18 protein-coding genes and 1 pseudogene are annotated in these 22,438 nt (G+C 42.4%); 5 read left to right on the plus strand and 14 right to left on the minus strand.

Annotated elements, in window-relative coordinates; genetic code table 11:
* Window positions 1–179: 179 nt before the first annotated feature.
* Window positions 180–641, plus strand: a pseudogene (locus BFM96_RS10750) (transposase family protein); the annotation flags it as partial.
* A gap of 22 nt (window positions 642–663) precedes the next feature.
* On the opposite strand, the gene BFM96_RS01680 reads toward BFM96_RS10750, so the two are convergent.
* The 11 genes from BFM96_RS01680 to BFM96_RS01730 all read right to left on the minus strand — a co-directional run bounded on the left by BFM96_RS01680 (window position 664) and on the right by BFM96_RS01730 (window position 13,852).
* The gene (locus BFM96_RS01680) at window positions 664–1,179 is read right to left on the minus strand and encodes a hypothetical protein (protein ID WP_068989538.1); all 516 of its coding nucleotides are present in this window, start codon (window positions 1,177–1,179) and stop codon (window positions 664–666) included.
* A gap of 224 nt (window positions 1,180–1,403) precedes the next feature.
* A complete protein-coding gene (locus BFM96_RS01685) occupies window positions 1,404–2,066 on the minus strand; it encodes a DUF6287 domain-containing protein (RefSeq protein WP_068989541.1) in 663 nt (220 codons plus the stop codon).
* Window positions 2,067–2,175: 109 nt separating this feature from the next.
* Entirely contained in the window at window positions 2,176–3,570 is a 1,395-nt protein-coding gene (locus BFM96_RS11050; RefSeq protein WP_068989544.1) for an SH3 domain-containing protein, read from the minus strand.
* Between the two features lie 119 nt (window positions 3,571–3,689).
* Entirely contained in the window at window positions 3,690–5,546 is a 1,857-nt protein-coding gene (locus BFM96_RS01695; RefSeq protein ID WP_068989547.1) for a proline--tRNA ligase, read from the minus strand.
* Between the two features lie 33 nt (window positions 5,547–5,579).
* Window positions 5,580–6,839 carry an RIP metalloprotease RseP gene (gene rseP / locus BFM96_RS01700; protein ID WP_068989548.1) on the minus strand — a complete coding sequence of 420 codons (1,260 nt, stop codon included), beginning with the start codon at window positions 6,837–6,839 and terminating at the stop codon, window positions 5,580–5,582.
* A 26-nt stretch (window positions 6,840–6,865) separates the two neighbouring features.
* Window positions 6,866–7,669 carry a phosphatidate cytidylyltransferase gene (locus tag BFM96_RS01705; RefSeq protein ID WP_068989551.1) on the minus strand — a complete coding sequence of 268 codons (804 nt, stop codon included), beginning with the start codon at window positions 7,667–7,669 and terminating at the stop codon, window positions 6,866–6,868.
* A gap of 8 nt (window positions 7,670–7,677) precedes the next feature.
* A complete protein-coding gene (locus BFM96_RS01710) occupies window positions 7,678–8,427 on the minus strand; it encodes an isoprenyl transferase (protein ID WP_068989554.1) in 750 nt (249 codons plus the stop codon).
* Between the two features lie 367 nt (window positions 8,428–8,794).
* Entirely contained in the window at window positions 8,795–9,127 is a 333-nt protein-coding gene (gene yajC, locus BFM96_RS01715; RefSeq protein ID WP_068989556.1) for a preprotein translocase subunit YajC, read from the minus strand.
* A 203-nt stretch (window positions 9,128–9,330) separates the two neighbouring features.
* The gene (locus BFM96_RS01720; RefSeq protein ID WP_068989560.1) at window positions 9,331–9,813 is read right to left on the minus strand and encodes a prolyl-tRNA synthetase associated domain-containing protein; all 483 of its coding nucleotides are present in this window, start codon (window positions 9,811–9,813) and stop codon (window positions 9,331–9,333) included.
* 320 nt (window positions 9,814–10,133) lie between these two features.
* On the minus strand, window positions 10,134–12,104 hold the full coding sequence (tkt, locus tag BFM96_RS01725) for a transketolase (protein WP_068989563.1): 1,971 nt from the start codon (window positions 12,102–12,104) through the stop codon (window positions 10,134–10,136).
* A 689-nt stretch (window positions 12,105–12,793) separates the two neighbouring features.
* Window positions 12,794–13,852 (minus strand): hypothetical protein, encoded by a 1,059-nt coding sequence (locus BFM96_RS01730; protein ID WP_068989566.1) that lies wholly within the window; start codon window positions 13,850–13,852, stop codon window positions 12,794–12,796.
* A 142-nt stretch (window positions 13,853–13,994) separates the two neighbouring features.
* On the opposite strand from BFM96_RS01730, the gene BFM96_RS01735 reads away from it, so the two are divergent.
* The 4 genes from BFM96_RS01735 (at window position 13,995) to BFM96_RS01750 (ending at window position 18,291) form a co-directional block, all read left to right on the plus strand.
* Window positions 13,995–14,753 (plus strand): threonine/serine exporter family protein, encoded by a 759-nt coding sequence (locus tag BFM96_RS01735; RefSeq protein WP_068989569.1) that lies wholly within the window; start codon window positions 13,995–13,997, stop codon window positions 14,751–14,753.
* A gap of 1 nt (window position 14,754) precedes the next feature.
* Window positions 14,755–15,195: a threonine/serine exporter family protein gene (locus tag BFM96_RS01740; protein WP_068989572.1), complete on the plus strand. Its 441-nt coding sequence runs from the start codon at window positions 14,755–14,757 to the stop codon at window positions 15,193–15,195.
* Window positions 15,196–15,847: 652 nt separating this feature from the next.
* Entirely contained in the window at window positions 15,848–17,026 is a 1,179-nt protein-coding gene (locus tag BFM96_RS01745; RefSeq protein WP_068989574.1) for a hydroxymethylglutaryl-CoA synthase, read from the plus strand.
* Window positions 17,023–18,291, plus strand: a complete 1,269-nt coding sequence (locus BFM96_RS01750; protein ID WP_068989577.1) for a hydroxymethylglutaryl-CoA reductase, degradative — start codon at window positions 17,023–17,025, stop codon at window positions 18,289–18,291. The genes BFM96_RS01745 and BFM96_RS01750 overlap by 4 nt, the downstream gene beginning before the upstream one ends.
* Before the next feature lie 38 nt (window positions 18,292–18,329).
* Here BFM96_RS01750 and BFM96_RS01755 read toward each other — a convergent pair whose 3' ends face one another.
* From BFM96_RS01755 to glpK, 3 genes are read right to left on the minus strand one after another with little or no spacing between them, the layout of a single operon-like run.
* Window positions 18,330–19,034, minus strand: a complete 705-nt coding sequence (locus tag BFM96_RS01755) for an MIP/aquaporin family protein (RefSeq protein WP_068989578.1) — start codon at window positions 19,032–19,034, stop codon at window positions 18,330–18,332.
* A 13-nt stretch (window positions 19,035–19,047) separates the two neighbouring features.
* Entirely contained in the window at window positions 19,048–20,877 is a 1,830-nt protein-coding gene (gene glpO / locus BFM96_RS01760; RefSeq protein ID WP_068989579.1) for a type 1 glycerol-3-phosphate oxidase, read from the minus strand.
* Between the two features lie 12 nt (window positions 20,878–20,889).
* On the minus strand, window positions 20,890–22,392 hold the full coding sequence (gene glpK, locus BFM96_RS01765) for a glycerol kinase GlpK (RefSeq protein ID WP_068989583.1): 1,503 nt from the start codon (window positions 22,390–22,392) through the stop codon (window positions 20,890–20,892).
* Window positions 22,393–22,438: the final 46 nt, after the last annotated feature.

Raw genomic sequence — 22,438 nt, forward strand, 5'->3', positions numbered from 1 at the left:
CCTCCTACTTATCTATTCGTAGAAGTCGCAAAAAAAGCGGATAATCCCGCCTTTTCGGCTCTATAATTTCTGTAGTGGGTAACTCCACCGCAGAGGTTATAGAGCCGTTTGAGTGTAGAAAAAAAGTTCCATATGATTTACAATGAAAAGCGACAAAACTATCATTTAGAAAGACTCATATGGAACAAACTCATTTTATCACAAAACTGCTGGAATTTAAAGACCCCACTATCCTATTCGACAAGGAAACACTCGATATAGGAACCCATAAGGAATTGAAGGCATTCTTAGATTAGCTTGCACCGCCTTGCCCTTACTGTCAAGGAAAGATAGGCAAATACGATTTCCAGCGTGAATCTAAGCTCCCTTTTCTTGATTGTGCTGGCTATAGGATTTTGATTCGTCTCAAAAAGCGTCGTTTCATGTGCAAAGACTGTGGAAAAATCGCTGTCGCAGAGACGTCACTGATCCCTAAAAATCATCAGATTCCAACCATTGTCAAACAGAAAGTTGCCCAGCTTCTCATCGAGAAAGCATCCATGACTGCTATAGCCGACAGACTTTCCATCTCAACATCTACAGTTATTCGAAAACTCAGTGACAAGCGGTTTTACCGCCCTACCTTTCGTATGTATTTGACAAAGAGTCAGTACTATTAGACTATCAGTGCCCTACATCTGAATAAGCGATGTAATACCGAACACCGTCATTTCCTACATAGCTATACCAGTAATCTCCATTTCCTTGCATATACTGATCCCAGTTCACCTCACCAACTGGAAGCGTAAAGCCTGCACTTTTTCCCTTATCCATAGCAGTATAGACAGGAGTATCTTCAAATAAAGGCAATGTGCCACCATCCTTTGCTTCATAGCCCCCTTTTCCTGTTTCTTGGGTCTGCTTTGAAGATTGAGCCGCTATTTCTTCAGCTGACGATCCCTCTTGTTCCGAAGAAGATGCACTTGCTTTCATATCTGTATCTTGGACATCTTCTTTTTTATTTTTCATCATTTCAGATGAGCTAGATTGACTTGATTTTTTATCCTTACTTTTCGCCATACTCTGCTCAATGCTTGATGAATTCGAAGAATTTGATTCTGTCGCTTTTTGTTCGCAAGCCGTCAATAATAGGGCCACAGAAGCTAATGTCACTGCGGATAGGATTGTTTTCTTTGTCATGTGTTTTACCTCGCTTTCTTTCCTGTTATTATAATATTAACACCATTATTTGTCGACACATTTTTGAAATATTTGTAATTTTTTTGAAATATTTTTAACGAAAGATACTACTTACCCATAGAATGCATTGATAGAAATTTCCTTTCCTAAGCTCATAACACGCTACCAAGCACTATCAAATTAAAAAATCAGCATGAATCCTGTTCCTTCATGCTGATTGCTTTTTAATTTGCTCGATAGTAAGGGTGGTTCTCCATGTCCACACCTTGTCCCATATAAATGGCATCTTGATCTCGTACAATCTTAAAGTAAGAGCTCGCTACGCCTGCTGGTACCACATTCACAGCCCAGGCTGCTGAAGCATTCTCTGAATCATCTTCAAATAGAAGTCCGTAAGATCCAATATAGACACCTGCTGTCACGGCATGTCCTTGCATGCTCTCTTGCTTCACTTTTTTATCACCAGGAAAGCTGGATGAAACGGGACCGTTAGCATCAAAGGTGACAAAATGACCTTCATCGTCTTTCCAAGTTCCTGCAATACTTGAATAGTCCCCATTGAGAAGAGCATTGACATCAATCGCACTCGCAGCTGATTGAGTTGCCTCTTCTTTTTTTTCTGCAGCTTCGTTTTCAGCTGATTTGGCAGTTGCTGATTGACTTTCTGTGTTTGACTTTGTTTCTTCCCCTGATTGGCTCATCGCTGAGCTAGAAGCTTTTGTATTATTTTTATTTGTTTTTGCTGACGTTTTTGTAGAAGATTGCTCTACTTTTGCTTGACTAGAATCTACTCCACTTGCCCGATTTGTTTGATTAGAGCAAGCTCCAAGAAAAAGTGAAGCTGCTACCAAGACCATCGCTGATTTTGTCATCCATTGTTTTTTCATGTTGTTTTCTCCTTTTTTCATATTATTTCATCTATCATTATTGTATCATGTAGCAGCACACTTGTCAACACAATTTTGAAATATTTGTAACTTTTTGGTAATTTTTCAGTTAATTGATTGCGATATAGCGGCGAGCTCCTGAATAGCCAATGTAACTAATCCACTGATGACCGTCACCATCTAGCACACGATCATAATTGACAGTATCTCCTGCAGTATAGTGTGCTAAGTCTTCTGCAGCCATTCGTGGCTCTGCCTTGATTCCTGCATAACCCGTAAATTGATAAGTTCCGCTAGATGGAATAGTCACACGTGCCGGTGTTGTAGCTACTGGTTTTGGAGCTGGTGTTTGAACTTCTTCTACTGCAACATAACGACGCACTCCTGAAAAGCTCACATAACTAATCCATCTATGTCCGTCCGCCTGCATAACACGATCGTAATTTACGGACTGACCAGCTTCGTATGCTGCCAACTCTGGTGCGGAAACACGAGGAACATTTTTCACACTTGAGCGTTTGGTAAATTGGTAAACACCACTTGATGCGAGTGTGTTTGTTCCACCTTGTTGGGTTGCTGACGAACTCGTTGCCGGTGCTGTAGCTCCGCCTAGGTCTTTAAAGTGGATATAGCCACTAACCGCATTGGCAGGAATAATTCGGGTGTTGTAATGATGACTCGGATTTCCATAATTATATTCCTCGATACGGACTTGATTTCCTAAAACCTCAGCGACCCATGTAACGTGACCAGCTCCATAAGCACCACCGACATAAGAATCAAACCAAGCCACAGCACCTACTGCTGGCTTCATATCCACTCGAATACCGTTATTACGAGCAATATGACCCCAGGTATTCGCATTCCCATAGCCAGCTGGCAATTGATAACCATTCGCAGAGCTTAGACGATAAGCTGTAAATGATGTACATTCACGGTTATACATCAACCACGGATCCACGATTGTATCTGGTGCTGCATTTTTCAAATAGGCAGGATAGTCATCCCCACGAAATTGGGAGGTCACACCTGCACTACGGAAACCTGCTGAACGGAACGTCGTTGTATCATTATTTGAATTTGCCTCACGGGTTTCCAACTTTGGTGCCTGAACCAAAGCAGCTTCTCTTGTTTCTGGATTGAAGGCTTGAGCTACTGGTTTTTCCTCATGAACATCCGTATTTGGAGCAATCGAAACTGTCTGCTCTTCCGTCTTCGTGTCTGTTTTCTCTGTCTGAATCGCTGAACGATCATCCGTCGAAGATGCTACTGAAGTTTCTAGCAAAGCTGCCTCCAAGGTTTCAGATTTGCTTTCTACTAGATTTGCTACAGGCGTAGCGACTTCTGGTGTTGCAGGTGACACTTGCTCTGTTGGACTTGTGACAGAAGTATTTGCAATCTCATCTGCTGAAACTTGAGATGTCATTAATGTAAATGCAGCAAGAGCAGAGGCAGCTAGGAGCGAATATTTTTTAACAGTAGGAGTAACATTCAATTGTAACATAGGGATAACCTTTCAACATTTTTTTCGATTAGATAGGCTCGCGCGCTGCCTGTCTAACTAATTATTCGCAAGTTTTTTAAAAAATGAAAAAAAGAGAGAAAAAATCTCTCCTTCATTCATTATTTGTGTTCTCCCAAGATACTAAGGGTTTCCAATAAGTTATCCGCATGGACTTCAATGGTATCTCCAGTAGCTTTGATTTTGACTTCAACAATCCCTTCTGCTGCTTTTTTACCAACTGTTACACGGATTGGCAAGCCAATCAAATCACTATCTGAGAATTTTACACCTACGCGCTCGTTACGGTCATCTGTCAAGACCTCGTAACCGGCGTCCATCAAGCGGTTTTCAAGATCTTGGGTCAAGTCTTGTGCTGCCTCATCTTTGACATTCACCGTAATCAAATGCACGTCAAATGGAGCTAATTCTTTCGGGAAGTTAATACCCCAGGCATAGCGATACTCCCCTTTTGGTGTTTTGTTTACAAAAAGACGAGCGTGTTGTTCCATAACAGCTGAAAGCAGGCGACTCACACCAATTCCATAGCAGCCCATGACCATTGGCACAGCACGGCCATTTTCATCCAAGACTGTTGCACCCATACTATCTGAATAGCGTGTACCCAGTTTAAAGATGTGTCCGATTTCAATTCCACGCGCGAATTTCAGAACTCCTTTGCCATCTGGTGAGATTTCACCCTCACGAACTTCACGGATATCGACAAATTCTGCTGTAAAATCACGCCCTGGATTAACACCCGTCAGGTGATAGCCATCTTCATTAGCTCCCGCCACGGCATTATGCATGTCCTGTACTTTACGGTCAGCAATGATTTTTACTCCCTCTGGTAGATTCACTGGTCCCAGCGAACCAAAACTTGCCCCGAGTAGGTTTTGAACGAATGCCTCGTCAGCTGCGTCAAAGAAATTGGCTCCAAGATGATTTTTAAGCTTTACTTCATTGAGCTGGTCATTGCCGACCAGAAGGGCAACAACGGGCTCTTCATCTGCCACATATACCAAGGTCTTAATGGCTTGCCCTTCATCCACTTTTAAGAAATCTGCTACATCATCAATAGTTTTGCAATCTGGTGTTTCCACACGCACTATCTCTGCTTGTGTTTCCACACGGTTGCTTGGCTTGTACTCGTTGGTGGCCATTTCGATATTGGCTGCATAGCTAGATTCACTCGAATACACAATCGTATCTTCTCCAGACACCAACCAACTTGCTAGTTCTGTCTTGATTTCTGCCTGAATCTCTTCTGGAATTTCATCAAAACTTGCTACAGATTTATCTAAAATGACCCAATGATTGATATCTGTACGGTCAGGGGTAATCGCCATAAATTCTTGGCTATCTTTTCCTCCCATCGCTCCGCCATCGCCGATAATGCCTTTGAACTCCAAACCACTGCGAGTAAAGATGTTCTCATAGGCTGTTTTGTATTCGTCATAGACGACATCTAAATCTTCGTAGTTGGCATGGAAGCTATATCCGTCTTTCATAATGAACTCACGGGTGCGAAGTAGACCATTTCGTGGGCGTTTTTCATCCCGGTATTTAGCTTGGATTTGGTAGAGATTGAGCGGTAATTGCTTGTATGATTTTACAGAATCACGCACCAAGGCTGTAAAGGTTTCTTCATGAGTTGGTCCCAAGATAAAATCAGAGCCTTCTCCATTTTTCAACTTATAAAGACCACCGTCGTAGGTGTCGTAACGGCCACTTTCTCTCCACAAATCTGCACTGAGGAGGGCTGGTGCAAACATCTCGACAGCCCCGATTTTGTCAAATTCCTCACGCATAATATTTTTGGCTTTTTCAATAACGCGATTGGCCAAAGGAAGGTAAGAATAGACTCCTGCGGATACCTGACGGACATAGCCCGCACGCAACATAAGTGCATGGCTGATGACCTGTGCATCACTAGGCATTTCGCGAAGAGTAGGGATTAGCATTTTACTTTGTTTCATATAAACTCCTTTATCATTCAATTTAAATCATTCTTAGAAGAAGGCACGGATAATATCATTCCAAGTCACCGCTAACATCAAAAAGACCATGATGGCTACTCCTGCTAGGGTCACATAGCTTTCTGTTTCTCGCTTGAGTGGTTTTCTGCGGATAGCCTCTAGCAGATTGAGAACAATTTTCCCACCGTCAAGGGCTGGAATAGGGATGAGATTAAAAATTCCAATATTTAGAGACAGCATTGCCAAAAGTCCAATCACACTTTCTAGCCCATTTTGAGCTGCTTGATTGCTGGCTTGGAAAATGGCAACAGGTCCGCCTAGTTCATTGAGATTGGGACGAAGAACCAGATTTTTCAGAGCACCAAAGATACGGAAACTTGCATTCCAAGCCTCAGTGAACCCTCCTACAATCATAGAAGGAAAATCAGATTTGAGCGAAGGCATGACACCAATCACGTATCGCTCTCCCTCTTTTTTAGGCTCTATGATGAGTTCTTTTTCTTCTTTGCTCGTTTTGATAAGAACGGTCAGCTTTAATTCTTTCTTTGCATCCTTGGTCTCACTATCCACCGCTTGCGTCAAATCTTCCCAATTTGAAATTGTATGGGAACCAATCTTTAAAATCCTATCATTGGTTTGTACGCCTGCCTGTGCTAAAGCACCATCAGGGACGACCCGCACCTGATTGCTCTCAGGATTTGGCACGCCTCCCTGCATGAAGACAAGGAGCATAAAGGCTACAATTCCTAAAATGAAATTATTCATAGGACCGGCAAAGTTGGTTATTAGGCGACCTGCAATACTTGCATTCTGGTACTGAACGTCCAATGGCGCAATGCGAACCTCCGTACCATCTTGCTCCACAATGGTTGCATCGTGATCGACGGCATAGGTCTTTTCTTCTTCCAAGACCAAGCCTGTAATTTCTAACTTGTCCTCAAAATCAAACTTCGTCACATTCATAGGTAGGGCTGTTTGATCAACCTTTTTCCCAGAAAGATTGATGCGAATTACCTTACCACTTGCATCCAAGGTCAGACTAGCAGGGCTTCCGGTCTTAATCTCCGTAGTATCTTCGCCCCAGCCCGCCATCCGAACATACCCCCCTAGGGGCAGCATGCGAATCGTATAAGCTGTGCCATCTCGTCCGATATGGGAGAAGATTTTAGGCCCCATCCCAATCGCAAATTCGCGTACAAGAATGCCTGATTTTTTGGCAAAATAGAAGTGCCCAAATTCATGAATTACCACAATCACACAGAAAATGAGTATAAAGGCTAAAATTCCTTTCATGTAGCTATTACCGACCTTTCTATTGGTTAAAACAAGCCAAAGAAGTGCATCAGAGGAAAGACAAAGAGTAAACTGTCAAACCGATCTAAAACTCCACCATGTCCAGGAATAAATTTCCCAGAATCTTTGACTCCAAAATGACGTTTTAGTGAACTTTCTACCAAATCTCCAAACTGACCTGCAAGGCTAAACACCACTGTCAAAAAGAGCATGGTCACAAAATGGTGCGGAGCAGCGACACTTCTATCCACCAACATAAAGATAAAGGCTACCAAGACTGCTAGGAAAATCCCCCCCAGACTGCCTTCCATCGTTTTATTAGGCGAAACAGTCGGTGCCAGCTTTCTTTTGCCATATCTCCGACCGACTAAGTAAGCTCCGCTATCCGTTGCCCAAACGATAAAAAGAGCGAGTAAGACCTTGTCAAGCCCTGCAATTCTAGCATCTAACAGGGCATTAAAGCCCATACCGACATACAGACTTGAGGCAATCGGATAAACTGCGTCTTCAAAACTATAATCCTCATGAAACACCGTAGCTCCCAAGAGGATAAATACAACAATACTATAAGTGATAACATTCCCATCAACTGGTAAAAATTTTAAGTAATTTTCCAGGGGAAGGGTTAAGACAAAAGCTGCTAACATAGCCAATAAGCCTTCTAAAGTTGCTGTTTTTAGCCCCTTCATCTTGAGCAGTTCATGTACAGCTCCCATAGCAAGCAAGCCCACTCCTATCTGGAAAACAACGCCCCCTGCCATTAAAATTGGTAGGAAGACAGCCAGAGCTATCCCTCCAAAAATGACCCGTTTTTTTAAATCCTTGTCCATGATTCCTCCTAAATCGCTCCAAAGCGACGATTGCGGCGACTATACTCCCTGATAGCCATTTCAAGGGCCTTCTCATCAAAGTCAGGCCACAAGGTATCCGTGAAATAAAGTTCACTGTAGGCGCTCTGCCAAGGCAAGAAATTACTCAATCGTAACTCTCCACTGGTCCGAATAATCAACTCCGGATCGCGCAAGACCCTTGGAAGAATGCTGGTCTGTAAATAGTCATCCACCATTTCTTCGCTAATATCCCCAGGATTAAACTTGGCATCCAATACATCCTGAGCAATCATCCGAATGGCTTGGGTCACTTCTGCTCGACCTCCATAATTCAAAGCAAAATTTAGAATTAGCCCTGTATTCAACTTGGTCAGCTCCTCGGCCTTACAAAGTGCTTGGTAAGTGGCTTCCGGCAGGCGATTCGTATCTCCAATCATTTGAATTTTCACATTATTTTTGTGTAATTCTGGAACATAACGCTCGTAAAATTCGACAGGTAAATTCATAATGAATTTGACTTCTTTTTCAGGTCGCTTCCAATTTTCTGTTGAAAAGGCATAAACTGTCAGTGCCTGAACTCCTAAATTTTTTGCAGCAATTGTCACATTTTGAAGTGCTTCCATGCCTGCCTTATGACCAAATACACGCGGTTGCATCCGCTTTTTTGCCCAACGACCATTTCCATCCATAATAATCCCGATATGTTTTGGAACTTGTAGGGGAAGGTCTATTTTTTCCTTTTTCTTAAAACCAAACATTTGCTTGCTTCCTAACAACATTTTATACGCTATCAATCTCAAAATCTCATCAGAAACAAATAGCCAACAAGCTAAAAAAGCATCCTCGATTTCGATTTTTGATGATTATAATCATTTCATTATACCATAAATCCCAATAAAATACACTTTTCTCCACCTTTCTCCTCACACCTACCTACAAATCTCTAGACTAGTCCCCATTCAAACTGATCTAGCTCCCTCAAAGCAAGGAAAGAAGTTATTCCTCTAGTTGTTCTCTTCTTTATCTGCAAGCTATCTCCACCATTTTTATCCCTTTGGTAAAATCTTTTTGCCCATCTTCGACAAATAAAAAAGGATAGAAATGATTACTCTCTATCCCTTCATTTTATTCTTCAATTGCAGAATCTGCTTCACTCACTTCATCTGTAGTAACAACTTCACTCACCGCTTCTTCTGTGACTGCTGGCTCTGTCAAAACACGCTTAATCGCAATGAGTTCAAACGTTAAATAGACCCCATCCACATCCAAGGTCACTGTCCGTTTGTCATGGTCCACTTCATCAACCACTCCGTACAGACCTCCGATGGTGACTACTTCCGTTCCTTTTTCAAGCTTGTTCAAACGATTCATATGTTCTTGAGCTTGTTTCTTTTGATTACGCTGCATAAAGTACATAGACCCCATCAGCACAATTAGCATAATTAATAATGTTGGCATGATTTGCTCCTTTTATTCAGATAAAAATTATTATAACAAATGACAGCTCACTTTTCAAGTTTGAACCTAATTCCCCTAAACTTTAAAGGTCTGTTTCCCCTTTCTGGCTCTGTCCGTTGATGGCCGGGCTGAAGTAGAAAATCTCATATTTCCTTTAGGAATACCGCTTAGCTATGCCTTGGTATTTGGTATTCGGAAGATGTTCACCCTAGTATTCGTTTCGCCTCATGTCCTGAAAAATCGACAAAACGCAAGAAATCATGATAAGAGATATTAAGGGTTGTCGTATTTACAAAAGGATGAAAGCCAACTGTTAGACTATCGTCAACTGTTTCATCTACCAAAACCTGTACTTTTTTGTCCGTATCAAAGATTAGACCAAATGGCGTAACTGACCCCGCCTCTACCTGCAATAGGTCTTCCAAGTCGCTATCGCTCGCAAATGATAGGCGTTTTTCTCCTAGAGCCTCTGCCAATTGCTTGATATTTGCAGTCTTTTCATCAGGGAGAATAAATAGATAAAATTGCCGTCCTTTTTTCGTTTTTAACAGAAGATTTTTTACCTGCTGACCAGGCAGACGAATCTCCGTATCTCGCACCGAATAAATCGGCTCATGGTCCAATCGCACATACTCAATGTTTAATTCTGCTAGTAATTGATAAATCATCGCTTCTTTTTCTACCATAAGAAACCGCCTCCATTTTCTTTATTTTATCACAAAATAGAAAAAATGGGAAAAAACATAGATTTCTAGAGAAAGATAATCTTGTAAGAAGAAAATTAGGCTCGTTTTTACAATCAAAATTATATTTTTGTACATATCATCACTGCTTCATGAGCAATATTGCTCGGAAACTCGACTAGATAATTTTAAACCAGCGATATGGATATTTTTGAATGGCTTGTATCTTACAACGGAGTGCTCCCAAACAAATCTACTGACCCACCTAGCACATGCCTCACAAAAAGAAGCTGAGTATGAACTCAACTTCTCGTGTAAATGTTTTACAATCCTTTAACTGTTTTAACCACATTTTCCACAGTAAAGCCATATTCTTCGATGACTTTGGCTGCTGGTGCAGAAGCTCCAAAGGTATCAATACCAAGTACCGCACCATCTAGACCAACATATTTGTACCAGCTTTGAGTGGCACCCATTTCAATGGCTACACGGCGACGGATGGCATTTGGTAGAATTTCTTCCTTATAGGCTGCATCTTGTGCATCAAAGAGTTCTGTCGAAGGCACGCTGACGACACGAACCTTGATACCTTCTGTTGCCAGGGCTTTCGCAGCACTCACTGCCAAGTTGACTTCTGAACCAGAGGCAAGAAGAATGGTATCAAATCCTGCTTCTTCGTAAACAACATAAGCACCTTTTGCCACCTTGTCAAAGTCCGTTCCTTCTTCTACTGTCAGATTTTGACGAGTGAGAACGAGAGCTGAAGGTGTTGATGTGCTCATCAATGACAAGTACCATGCTGCCTGTGTTTCACGCGCATCGGCTGGACGAAAGACCGTCAAGTTTGGCATCGCACGAAGTCCTGCCAAGTGCTCAATTGGCTCATGCGTTGGACCATCTTCTCCAACGGCAATCGAATCATGGGTAAAGACATAGGTTACTGGAAGTCCTTGAAGGGCTGACAAACGAATCGCTGCCTTCAAATAGTCTGAAAAGACAAAGAAGGTACCGCCATAGACACGAAGTCCACCGTGTGCTGCCATACCATTCAACACAGTTCCCATCGCAAATTCACGTACACCAAATTGAATATTGCGATTGAGGCGATGAGCGTCGTCTTGCAAGCCATCTTCCTTGATGTAGGTCATATTTGAATGAGCCAAGTCAGCCGAACCACCCAAGAAAGTTGGAAGAACGTTAGCTGCTGCATTAATCGCATCCTGACTTGAATTACGAGTGGCTTGCGAGAAGCCTGCTTCATGTGCTGGGAAATCGCTCGGTTTCAACTCTACTGCATCTCGACCTTCAATAATAGCAGTCACTTCTTCTGCCAATTCTGGATAGGCTACCTTGTAATCCGCTACCAGCTGCTCCCATGCTACGTAAGCTGCTTGACCACGGTCAGCGACTTTTTCCTTGAAATCTGCATACACTTCTGCTGGAATCTCAAATGGAGCAAAGTTCCAGTTTAACGCTTTACGAGTGGCTTCTGTCTCTTCTGCTCCGAGTGGGGCGCCATGTACTGCATTTGTCCCCTGTTTATTTGGAGAACCATATCCGATAATCGTTTTCACTTCGATAAGAGCTGGCTTGCCTGCTGCTTTTGCTGTTTCGATTGCTTGATTAATCGCGACAACATCCGTCCCATCCGTTACAAGATCGGTATGCCAGCCATAGGCTTCATAGCGGGCACGAACATTTTCTGTAAAGGAATCTTTCGTTTCCCCATCTAAGTTAATATCATTTGAATCATAGAGGACAATGAGCTTGTCTAGTTTTTGCAAACCAGCATAAGAAGCCGCTTCGGCAGAGACACCTTCCATCAAATCCCCATCTCCACAGATAACGTAGGTATAGTGGTCAAAAAGGTTATATCCTTCTTTATTGTACTTAGCTGCTAGGAAACGCTCTGCTTGGGCAAAACCTGTAGCAGTCGCAATTCCCTGTCCAAGAGGACCCGTCGTAATATCCACCCCAGCAGTATGACCATATTCTGGATGGCCTGGTGTTTTAGAACCCCATTGACGGAAATTCTTGATTTCATCCATGCTTACTTCTTCAAAACCAGATAAGTGAAGAAGAGCATAAAGGAGCATCGAACCGTGTCCTGCTGACAAGACAAAACGGTCACGATTAATCCAGTTTGGTACTTGAGGATTGATTGCTAGTTGATTGGTAAATAGGCTATAAGCCATTGGTGCAGCCCCCATCACTACCCCTGGGTGGCCTGATTTTGATTTTTCAATGGCATCAATACCAAGGAAACGAATCGCATTTACTGATAAGTTTGACATAAGGTTCTCCTTTTCTGTTCTATCTTCTATTATATGAAAAATATCCGCATAACGCAACGCAGAAAAAACAAGATAGAGGTGTCTATATTAGAGCTTATGATACTCTATAAACATCAAAATTAACACTTGTGAAACTTTCTTAGATGGCTTAGATGTAAATGTCCCCTTTTTATCATTGTTCACTTTATTCATTGAAAAAACATCCTATTTGCCTTATTTAACTAACTTCATTGTATAAATGGCTATTTTTGTTTTAAAATAAAGCAGTTTCAGTAAATCAAACAGGATGATTTTTTAGTATATGAAAAGTACAGGCATAAAAAATAGCTAGTTTGCGTTCGAACCATCTAAGAAAGTCGCAAAATTGCTAACTTTGGTTTTCATTGAGTATAAATTATCAAACAATGAAGCCTAGCAATCGATTTTATAGTTTGGAATAGCTATACAAATGCTTATTTTTATATTAGAGCTGTTCGGAAACTCGATGAGTTATAACTAGATGATTTTTTTAACGGCTTGTGCTTTAAAATGGAGTATTCCTGAACAAGTCTATTAAATCCGATTATTGTTCAAGCACGATGAACTTTCTGAAAAAATTAAAGATCTCTATGCCTTATATCTAACTATAAAGCCTTCTCTCTATTCTCCCATCTTTCATCTTTCAAGCTATTCCACCCCTGCAATCAACACTACTCTCGGAATAAAATAGCCTCGGGAATCCCAATGCCGTACTCTTTTAAATCATAGTCAGTATGCTCATGTTTGCTCGGATCATAAACAACTAATTTCCCATCTAGACCAAAATAATAACGTCCCTTATGAATAGCATAGGGCAGTAAATAATCTACCTCTCCTCTTGGAAACACAATCGGCTGTTGCTCTCCGCTGTCAAGATCTAAAACGGTCCAGACATACCCATCCATTTTTGTCCAATCATGTTCAATCAAGAGTTTTTTCCCAGACTCATCGACACTTAAACGTCTCGGATAAGAAAGGTCTAACTCAATAACTCCTTCTTCCTGTGTCTTTGTATCATAGGTAAAAATATGGTTGCCACCGATATATTCTCCAGCATCATCCTTGCCTATAATTGTTTCTGCTATATAGAGCCTATCTCCTAGTGCAGCCAGGCTCATATAGCCACCAACCGCATCTCCTAAATCAATCTTCTCCTCGATTTCTAAATCTGGTGATAACCGCCAAATCTGATGACGCTGCGTCTGCAAGGTTTCATCTGCTAATAAACGTTGATTGACCAGAGCGTAGAGATGACTGCCAAGAAAGGTCATTGAGGAAACACTGCTAGCGTATTCATCATCGACAATTGTCTTTTGCTCCACCTGCTCTAATTTTTGGTCATATTTGAGAAATTCTAAATACTGACCATCTTTGACACCGTACACATATCTGTCATCAGATATCCAGCTGCTCAATACACCCAACTCCCTGTTGCGAGTAATTTTGCCCGTCTCCATATCCAGTTGCAGGGCAAGATCCCCTTTTCCTGTCTCTTTAGCTAGATAGGTTTTTCCGTACGGAATAACCGTATTGCCGACCAAGCCTTTATTTCTGGGTAAGGGATAGGTTGAAGTATCAAATCCTCCTTCTCTTGTCTTAAATGTAGTCAGGGTAGAAGCATGAGAAATAGCAAAGTCATAGTCAGCTGGAGGCTTCTGCCAACAGCCTGTCAGAGATAAGCTAAAAATCCCTAAAAACAACAGTTTCCAATGCTTTATGAATGCTTTCATTTACAACCCTCCTTTTTATTACTAATATTATTATAGCACTTTCTAGAATTTTTATCAGCTATTTCTAGAATTCTCTTGTTTTCCTCCATTTTTTCCTAAAATTTTTGATATAATAGGCTTATATCAATAAAAGGACAGCACGATGGAAGAATCAAAAGAATTAAATCACATTATTGATGTTGCCATGTTAGCCGGTACTATTTTGCTTCAAAGCGGATCAGAAATCCACCGTGTAGAGGATACCATGCTGCGAATTGCCCATGCAAAAGGGATTTTAGATTGCAATATCCTTGCTATGCCGGCCGCTATTTTCTTCTCGATTGAAAATACCAATATTTCTAGGATGAAACGAATCACCCATTCTTCCTATAATATCGAAAGGGTGTGTCATGTCAACCAGATTTCACGAAAATTGGTTGCCGGTTCCCTCTCTTTAGAAGAGGCCCTAGAAGCCTTAACTCAGCTAAAGACCAGTGGCTTTCCCTATACCAAACGGCAAACCATTCTGGCAGCAACTTTCTGTGCTCCTTTTTTCTCGATTATGTTTGGAGGACATTTTTACGATGCCTTGGGAGCTGCTCTCGCAACCTTTTTTGGCTTTACCTTCTCTCTTTATGTGGACAAATTGATTCGGATTCCATTTGTCACTTCGTTTGCTGGAGCCCTAGTTTTTGGCCTACTAGCTCAACTTTGGGTCCAATTAACGCCTTTTCACTCCAGTGCAGATTTGATTATCGCTGGTGCGGTCATGCCTTTTGTGCCAGGAATTGCCCTTACCAATGCTGTTCGTGACATCATGACCAATCATATCAATTCAGGCATGAGTAAATTGTTTGAGTCTCTCCTGATTACCCTTGCGCTCGGTGCTGGCACTTCTGTTGCCCTTATTTTGGTGAACTAATATGTCTTTTGTAACTCTCTTACTCCAAGCAGTGGCTAGCTTTTTTGCCAGCATGTTATTTTTAATCGTCTTAAACATCCAAAAGAAAATGCTCGTCGTTAGTAGCTTATTAGGCATGCTCGTTTGGCTGCTTTATTTGTTACTGAAAGGCCCGACAAATGTGATTATTGCTACCTTTGTCGCAGCGATTGTCGGATCTTGCCTCAGCCAGTTTCTGAGTATCTACTACAAGACTCCCTCTGTTGTTTTTATCTTGGCAACTCTTGCTCCCTTAGTACCTGGTTATCTTTCCTATCGAACAACTGCCTTTTTTGTGACAGGACAATATGACCACGCCATTGCCAATACGACCTTGATTGTCCTCTTAGCACTGGTCATCTCCATCAGCATGGCTATTGGTAGCATCGTCTTAAAAGTCTATCAACATTTGAAACACCGCTAATATCTGAAAAACTGAGCACCGCTAATTGCTCAGTTTATTTTGTTCTTACAGACTCTATCCTCACGAAAGCATAGAAGAAATTCATGGGTCAACAATCTCCCTTTGCCCCTTCATTCTAGTGAACTGGTTCGGAAATCGTCAATTTTAACACACAAGCAGTTCATGCTCGTCAAAAACCAAAATCTGACCTTGTTAACTCCCCTTGCTTCAACAATCCAGCGGACTATTGAAGATTGGCGATAAGGATTATGAAATAATCTTCAGCATAGCCTCTAGTTCTATCTACGATTTTTAGGACACAAGCTACGCTAGTTTTATCGATCACCTTCCACAATTCTCATTTGTGGAACCTAGTCAACTTTTGATTTTTATAGAGTGACAAATCATCGCCTATACCTTAACGTTTAGAATGAACTCTTTCATTTTCCAAACAAGCCTAGTGTTTGACTTCGGTTAATTGCTCAAGCACCTTATCCAAAATCATTTTAATCGCAATGGATTGGGCAGGTATTGTTCAAGAAAAGCTAGCTATAGATCTCAAACAGCTGTTCAGATATTTTCTACCTGCCATAGTCTTTTCCCTGTCTTTTCCATGAATTATGATAAAATAGAAGAAGAAATACTTGTAGGTATCAAATGAATTGAGGTAAGTATGAAGATTGGAATTGATAAGATTGGTTTTGCAACCAGTCAGTTTGTTCTTAAATTGCAAGATTTGGCTGTTGCTAGAAATATTGACCCTGAAAAACTCAGCAAGGGGCTTTTGCTCAAAGAATTGAGTATCGCACCTTTAACGGAAGACATTGTAACCTTAGGAGCGACAGCCAGTCAATCTATTTTAACAGAAGCAGACAAGCAAGATATTGAGATGGTCATCCTTGCCACAGAATCTGGGATTGACCAAAGCAAGGCTGGAGCTGTCTTTATCCATGGACTACTAGGAATCCAACCCTTTGCTCGGAGCTTTGAGATAAAAGAGGCCTGCTATGGAGCAACTGCTGCTCTAGACTATGCTCGGCTTCATGTCGCAAGTCACCCAAATGCCAAAGTTCTCGTCATTGCAAGCGATATTGCCAAGTATGGCATCGAAACTTCTGGCGAACCGACGCAGGGAGCAGGAGCTCTTGCCATGCTGGTTACAAGCAATCCTCGCATCCTCTCTTTTAACGGAGATGCAGTCGCACAAACCCGTGATATTATGGACTTTTGGCGACCAAATTACTCGACAACTCCCTTTGTCAATGGTGTTTACTCAACCAAGCAATACCTAGACACTCTCAAAACGACTTGGGCAGAATATCAGAAACGTTTCAATCGCTCACTGGAAGAGTTTTCTGCCGTTTGCTTTCATCTACCCTATCCTAAACTCGCTTTAAAAGGGCTTCAAAAACTGTTGACTAAGGAATTATCCGAAGAAAAACGCAGTCAACTCACCTATAATTTTGAGCAATCCATTCGTTATAGTCAGAAAGTGGGAAACATCTACACTGGTTCTCTGTATTTGGGGCTTCTTTCCTTGCTGGAAAATCAACCACAGCTGGTAGCTGGCGAGAAAATTGCTCTATTTAGCTATGGCAGTGGAGCAGTTGCTGAATTCTTTAGCATGACCTTGGTAGAAGGATTTGAAAAGCACCTTCGTACAGATCGATTGCAAGAATTGGACACTCGAACTCCAGTTCGTGTAGCAGAATACGAGGACTTGTTCTTTGCTGAAGCCATTCTTGATGAAACAGGGTCTGCTATCTTTTCAAACTACGATAATCAAACCTATGCCCTCACTGAAATCAGAGAACATGAGCGTGTTTATCATGCTGTGGAGGACCAAGCATGAAAATCTCTTGGTCTCGCTTTTCCAAAAAATCCATTGCCGAACGTATCGCCCATTTACGAAAATACCAATTATTACAGGAAACAGAGCAACAACTCCTAGAACAAGCTGAAACGCTTTCTCCTGCTATTGCAGATCAGATGAGCGAAAATGTCATTGGAACCTTTGCTCTTCCGTATTCCATCGTTCCAGATGTCTTAGTTGATGGAACTCTCTACCAAGTACCTTTTGTGACTGAAGAACCTTCTGTCGTTGCAGCTGCTAGCTTTGCTAGTAAAATCATCAAGCAATCTGGCGGTTTTCAGACTCAGATTCACAATCGAGAGATGATTGGTCAGGTTGCCCTCTACGATGTCCCCCAACACGAGAAAGCTATGTCCGCTATTTTAGCTGCTAAAGATGATTTACTAAACCTTGCCGACCAAGCTCATCCTTCTATGAAGATGCGTGGAGGGGGTGCAAAGGATATTCGTGTAGAAACAAAAGATGAGTTTCTCATCGTCTATCTAATGGTTGACACACAAGAGGCCATGGGAGCCAATGTTCTAAATACCATGCTAGAAGCTCTCAGCCCTACTCTAGCAACACTTAGTCAAGGCAAGGTCCTCATGTCCATCTTGTCAAATTATGCCACAGAAGCCTTGGTCTCTGCCAGCTGTCAGATTGACCTTAGATTTCTTAGTAGAAAATCAGACGAAGCTGGGGAGATTGCACAAAAAATCGCTCTGGCTAGTAAGCTAGCTCAGGTCGATCCTTATCGTGCTAGTACCCACAATAAAGGCATTTTCAATGGAATTGACGCTCTGGTCTTAGCGACTGGAAATGACTGGCGAGCTATTCAAGCAGGCGCTCATACCTATGCTAGTCGGACAGGGCACTATCAAGGCTTGACAACTTGGAACTTTGACAAAGAAAAGCAAGTGCTAGAAGGTCAAATTACCCTGCCCCTATCGATTGCTACCAAAGGCGGATCAATTGGCTTAAATCCTGGTAGTCGTGTCAGTTTTGACTTACTCGGTCAGCCAAATGCAAAAGAATTGGCCTCTGTCATTGCATCGATTGGTCTAGCCCAAAATTTCGCTGCTCTCAAGGCCTTGGTCAGTACTGGTATCCAAGAAGGTCACATGAAACTTCAAGCCAAATCTCTGGCTCTCATCGCTGGTGCTACTGAGACAGAAGTTCCTTTCCTGGTCAAAGCCTTACTCGAGAACAAACGTTTTACGCTCGATACTGCCAAAGCCATTTTAAAAGAATTACGGACTGATTAAAAAAATCGTTTGAGAAGAAACACTCAAACGATTTTTTATTAAAACATGTGGAATACAAGGACTGCAAGAATTGCACCGACGATTGGGCCCACAACTGGAATCCAAGCGTAGCCCCAGTCAGAGTCCCCTTTGTACTTGAAAGGAAGTAGTGCATGTAAGAAGCGAGGTCCAAGGTCACGCGCTGGGTTAATCGCATACCCTGTCGTTCCACCAAGAGAAAGACCTATTCCCACAACGAGTGTTCCCACACAGAGCGTTCCCAAGCCTGCTGGCATATCGTACAAGCCAAAAGACAAAATCGCTAACATTAACACAAAGGTTCCAATCATCTCGCTGATAAAGTTTGTAAGAGTGTTGCGAATGGCTGGACCTGTTGCAAAAGTCCCCAACACTGCGGCAGTATCTTCTGTTACATCATAGTGCGGTTTGTATTGGATATAGACTAAGAGAGAACCCAGCATAGCTCCTGCAAATTGAGCCAAGATATAAGGAACCACAGAACCCCATGGAAGCGTTCCATTAACCGCCATCCCAATAGTCACTGCAGGATTGAGATGGGCAGGTCCGAGGTTGCCTGAGATAAAGGCTGCTATCGCAACAGCAATCCCCCAACCAAGCGTAATCACGATCCAACCTGCATTGTTATTTTTTGTTTTTGAGAGGACAACCCCTGCTACTACTCCGTTTCCTAGGAGCACCAAAAGGGCCGTTCCTAAAAATTCTCCAAATACTTCTGTCATCATCTACTGTTATCTCCTATTCTTTTTCTTTTAAATCCGCTAAATCATTTTTAGCAAGAGCTGTTTTTAGTTCTTGTTCCTGGTGATTGCGCTCTACTTCATCCCATTCATAGTAAGCAGCCATTTCCGCTAATACAGGATCAATCAAGTCATCTAAGCTATCTCGCATAAAGAGAACATGATTGGTTCTGCGAAGGAGGAAATCAACAGGACTAAGGGCTAATTCATAGCCCATCGCATAGTGAAGCGAGAGCGTTTCAGCCAAGCTCAATCCGTCTGCCTGTTTGACCGTGCGTGCCAAGGCAAAGACTTTCGGTGCGTTAGATCCATAGAGATTGGCCAAATACATAGCCTCTTCCAAGCTCAATCCACCCAAGACACCCAGCTGAGCATAGGCTTCCAACTCAGAAGCTACATTGGATGGGTTTAATTCCCCACCAGAAACTGGATAAGTCTTCGAATTGATTAATTTAAAGCTACGACCATACTCATCTGCCAGGATAGCAAGGATTTTTTGCATAGCTCCTTCAGCCATTTTCCGGAAATCTGTGATTTTTCCTCCTGCCAAAGTCAAAAGGCCATTGTCATCTCTCTCCAGGCTGCTTCCACGAGAGACTGCAGATGGATCAAGCACTTTTTCAGACGTACTTGATTCCAAATGAGCTACAGCAGTTTCGACATCATCCCGTGTTTTTTCTTCTCTGAGATAATCCTGCACAGTTGTAATGAGGTGCTCAAAGCTGTCATCGCTAATCTTTCCGCTATTACCCCCATTGTAGTCCGAGGCACTATTTCCAGAGAGTAGCGGACGAAGCCCTGCCCAGCTACTTTCGATGTCCTCGATTGTCAAGTGAGCATTAGGGAAACGATTGTTCACAATTTCCAATAAGTAGTCCACATCTTCTTGTGTCACAGTTGGATTTTTCAAATCTCCCTTGTAATCAGTGTCCGTCGTTCCAAAATAGGTCTTATTTTCACGCGGAAGAACAAAAATCATCCGACCGTCTGCCTTCCCTGTGTCAAAATAAACAGGCTGAGAGACTTTCAAGCGACTTTGGTCCACCACCAAATGAACACCCTTAGTTGGTCGCATTTGAGAGATTTTTTTGCCAGTATTTGAAAAATTACGGACTTCATCGCTCCAAGGACCTGTGGTATTCATCACCACACGAGCACGGATGTCAAAGGATTCATTGGTCAATAAATCTCGCGCGATTACGCCGACAACCTTCCCATCTTCAAAAAGGAAATCCTCTGCCTTAACATGGCTGGCAATTAAAGCCCCGTCGCGATTGGCCCGTTTGATATTTTCAATCACCAAACGGGCATCGTTATTGCGAAAATCAAGATATACTCCGCCACCGACTAAGCCTTCCCTTTTTAGGTCAGGTTCACGTTCCAATACTTCTTCTTTCGTCAAGACCTTATTAGCCAACTCTGTGTTATGAATCCCTGCCAACAAGTCATACAAATCCATCGCCACTTTCAAACGAAACAGACTGAAAGTTGAACCTTCTTCCTCATAGACAGGAAGAAGCATTGGATCGGGTTTAGGAATATGAGGAGCAATTTGTTGCACTACTGCCCGCTCTGTCACGGTATCAGACACGACTTCTACGTCAAATTGCTTGAGGTAGCGAAGACCTCCGTGAACGAGCTTGGTCGAACGACTACTCGTTCCCTCTGCAAAATCTTGCATTTCGATTAGAGCTGTATCCAAGCCACTGGCTGCAGCTTGCAAGGCTACACCAGCACCGGTAATCCCACCCCCGATAATCAACAAGTCCAATTGACGGTCCTGCATTTTTTGAATCGCGAGTTCTCGTGTACGTTTTGAAAATTCCATTATTTTCTCCCCTTAGTCTTCTTCCGCAAATACTTGCGTTGCTTTCACAGCCTTCTTCCAGCCCTTGTATAGTTGTTCCTTGCGAGATTCGTTCATCGTTGGTTGGAAGAGTTCTCCTGTTTCATTTAAGCTCTTTAATTCGTCCAAATCTTTCCAGTAGCCCACAGCAAGTCCTGCAAGGAAGGCAGCTCCCAAAGCTGTTGTTTCAAGATTTTTCGCACGAGCAATATCAATACCTAGAATGTCCGCTTGGAACTGCATGAGAAGGCTATTCATAGCCGCTCCACCGTCCACTTTCAAGAGCTGAATGTCAATTCCAGAATCTAGCTGCATGGTATCGATAATATCACGAACCTGATAAGCAATGGATTGCAAAGTCGCCTTGACAAAATCTTCCTTACTCGTACCACGCGTCAAACCAAAGACTGCTCCTCGGGCATTTGAATTCCAATACGGAGCTCCAAGTCCTGTAAAGGCAGGCACGATATAAACTTCGTCATTGCTGGTAGAAGCATTGGCTAACCCTTCAGACTCAGGGGCACTTTCAATCATTCGAAGCCCATCTCGCAACCACTGAATAGCACTTCCTGCGATGAAAATCGAACCTTCCAAGGCATAATACACCTTTCCATTGATCCCATATCCAATCGTTGTCAAAAGGCTATTAGCGGATAGCTGCATTTCATGCCCTGTATTCATGATGATGAACGAACCTGTTCCATAGGTATTTTTAACCATACCTGGCTCAAAGGCAAGCTGACCAAAGAGTGCCGCTTGCTGGTCTCCTGCCATTCCTGAAATCGGCACTTCCCCACCATAAAAATGGAAAGGTGCTGTCACACCATAAATCTCAGAATTCGGACGCACTTCTGGCAACATCACTTTAGGAATGTTCAAAATCTCTAAAATCTCATCATCCCATTTCAACTCTTTGATGTTATACAACATAGTCCGAGCGGCATTGGAGTAGTCCGTCACATGTGCTTTGCCGTCTGTCAATTTCCAAACCAACCACGTATCAATGGTTCCAAAGAGCAATTCACCCTTTTCTGCTCGCTCTTGCGCTCCAGGGATATGGTCCAAAATCCAACGAACCTTGGTCGCAGAAAAGTAAGCGTCAATCACCAAACCTGTCTTTTCATGAAATAACTCTGAATAGCCATCCCGTTTTAATTGCTCCGCTAATGGGGCTGTTTGACGGGATTGCCAGACAATAGCATTATAAATCGGAAGTCCAGTCTTCTTATCCCAAACAACGGTCGTTTCCCGTTGGTTTGTAATCCCGATAGCTTCAATATCCGTAGGCTTAATCCCACTTTCGATAAAAGCCCCTGCAATCACAGATTGGACAGAATTCCAAATTTGATTGGCATTATGCTCTACCCAGCCCGCCTGTGGAAAAATCTGTGGAAATTCTTTTTGGCTGCTGCTGACTTTTTCACCTTTTTTATTAAAAATGATTGCCCGTGAACTTGTAGTTCCTTGGTCAATCGCCATGATATATTTTTCAGACATGTGTATCTCCTTTTCTTTATTCCTCGCTTTTAGAAAGCGTTTTCTT

Origin of the sequence: Streptococcus himalayensis (genome assembly GCF_001708305.1) — a bacterium.
Lineage (GTDB): Bacteria > Bacillota > Bacilli > Lactobacillales > Streptococcaceae > Streptococcus > Streptococcus himalayensis.

Excerpts from the sequence above, each read along its gene's own strand:
- BFM96_RS01680 (WP_068989538.1), bottom strand. The coding sequence starts at position 1,179 with ATGACAAAGAAAACAATCCTATCCGCAGTGACATTAGCTTCTGTGGCC.
- BFM96_RS01755 (WP_068989578.1), bottom strand. The coding sequence starts at position 19,034 with ATGATGACAGAAGTATTTGGAGAATTTTTAGGAACGGCCCTTTTGGTG.
- glpO (WP_068989579.1), bottom strand. The coding sequence starts at position 20,877 with ATGGAATTTTCAAAACGTACACGAGAACTCGCGATTCAAAAAATGCAG.
- BFM96_RS01705 (WP_068989551.1), bottom strand. The coding sequence starts at position 7,669 with ATGGACAAGGATTTAAAAAAACGGGTCATTTTTGGAGGGATAGCTCTG.
- BFM96_RS01720 (WP_068989560.1), bottom strand. The coding sequence starts at position 9,813 with ATGGTAGAAAAAGAAGCGATGATTTATCAATTACTAGCAGAATTAAAC.
- BFM96_RS01730 (WP_068989566.1), bottom strand. The coding sequence starts at position 13,852 with ATGAAAGCATTCATAAAGCATTGGAAACTGTTGTTTTTAGGGATTTTT.
- rseP (WP_068989548.1), bottom strand. The coding sequence starts at position 6,839 with ATGAAAGGAATTTTAGCCTTTATACTCATTTTCTGTGTGATTGTGGTA.
- glpK (WP_068989583.1), bottom strand. The coding sequence starts at position 22,392 with ATGTCTGAAAAATATATCATGGCGATTGACCAAGGAACTACAAGTTCA.
- yajC (WP_068989556.1), bottom strand. The coding sequence starts at position 9,127 with ATGCCAACATTATTAATTATGCTAATTGTGCTGATGGGGTCTATGTAC.
- BFM96_RS01695 (WP_068989547.1), bottom strand. The coding sequence starts at position 5,546 with ATGAAACAAAGTAAAATGCTAATCCCTACTCTTCGCGAAATGCCTAGT.
- BFM96_RS01735 (WP_068989569.1), top strand. The coding sequence starts at position 13,995 with ATGGAAGAATCAAAAGAATTAAATCACATTATTGATGTTGCCATGTTA.
- BFM96_RS01750 (WP_068989577.1), top strand. The coding sequence starts at position 17,023 with ATGAAAATCTCTTGGTCTCGCTTTTCCAAAAAATCCATTGCCGAACGT.
- BFM96_RS01710 (WP_068989554.1), bottom strand. The coding sequence starts at position 8,427 with ATGTTTGGTTTTAAGAAAAAGGAAAAAATAGACCTTCCCCTACAAGTT.
- BFM96_RS11050 (WP_068989544.1), bottom strand. The coding sequence starts at position 3,570 with ATGTTACAATTGAATGTTACTCCTACTGTTAAAAAATATTCGCTCCTA.
- BFM96_RS01685 (WP_068989541.1), bottom strand. The coding sequence starts at position 2,066 with ATGAAAAAACAATGGATGACAAAATCAGCGATGGTCTTGGTAGCAGCT.
- tkt (WP_068989563.1), bottom strand. The coding sequence starts at position 12,104 with ATGTCAAACTTATCAGTAAATGCGATTCGTTTCCTTGGTATTGATGCC.
- BFM96_RS01745 (WP_068989574.1), top strand. The coding sequence starts at position 15,848 with ATGAAGATTGGAATTGATAAGATTGGTTTTGCAACCAGTCAGTTTGTT.
- BFM96_RS01740 (WP_068989572.1), top strand. The coding sequence starts at position 14,755 with ATGTCTTTTGTAACTCTCTTACTCCAAGCAGTGGCTAGCTTTTTTGCC.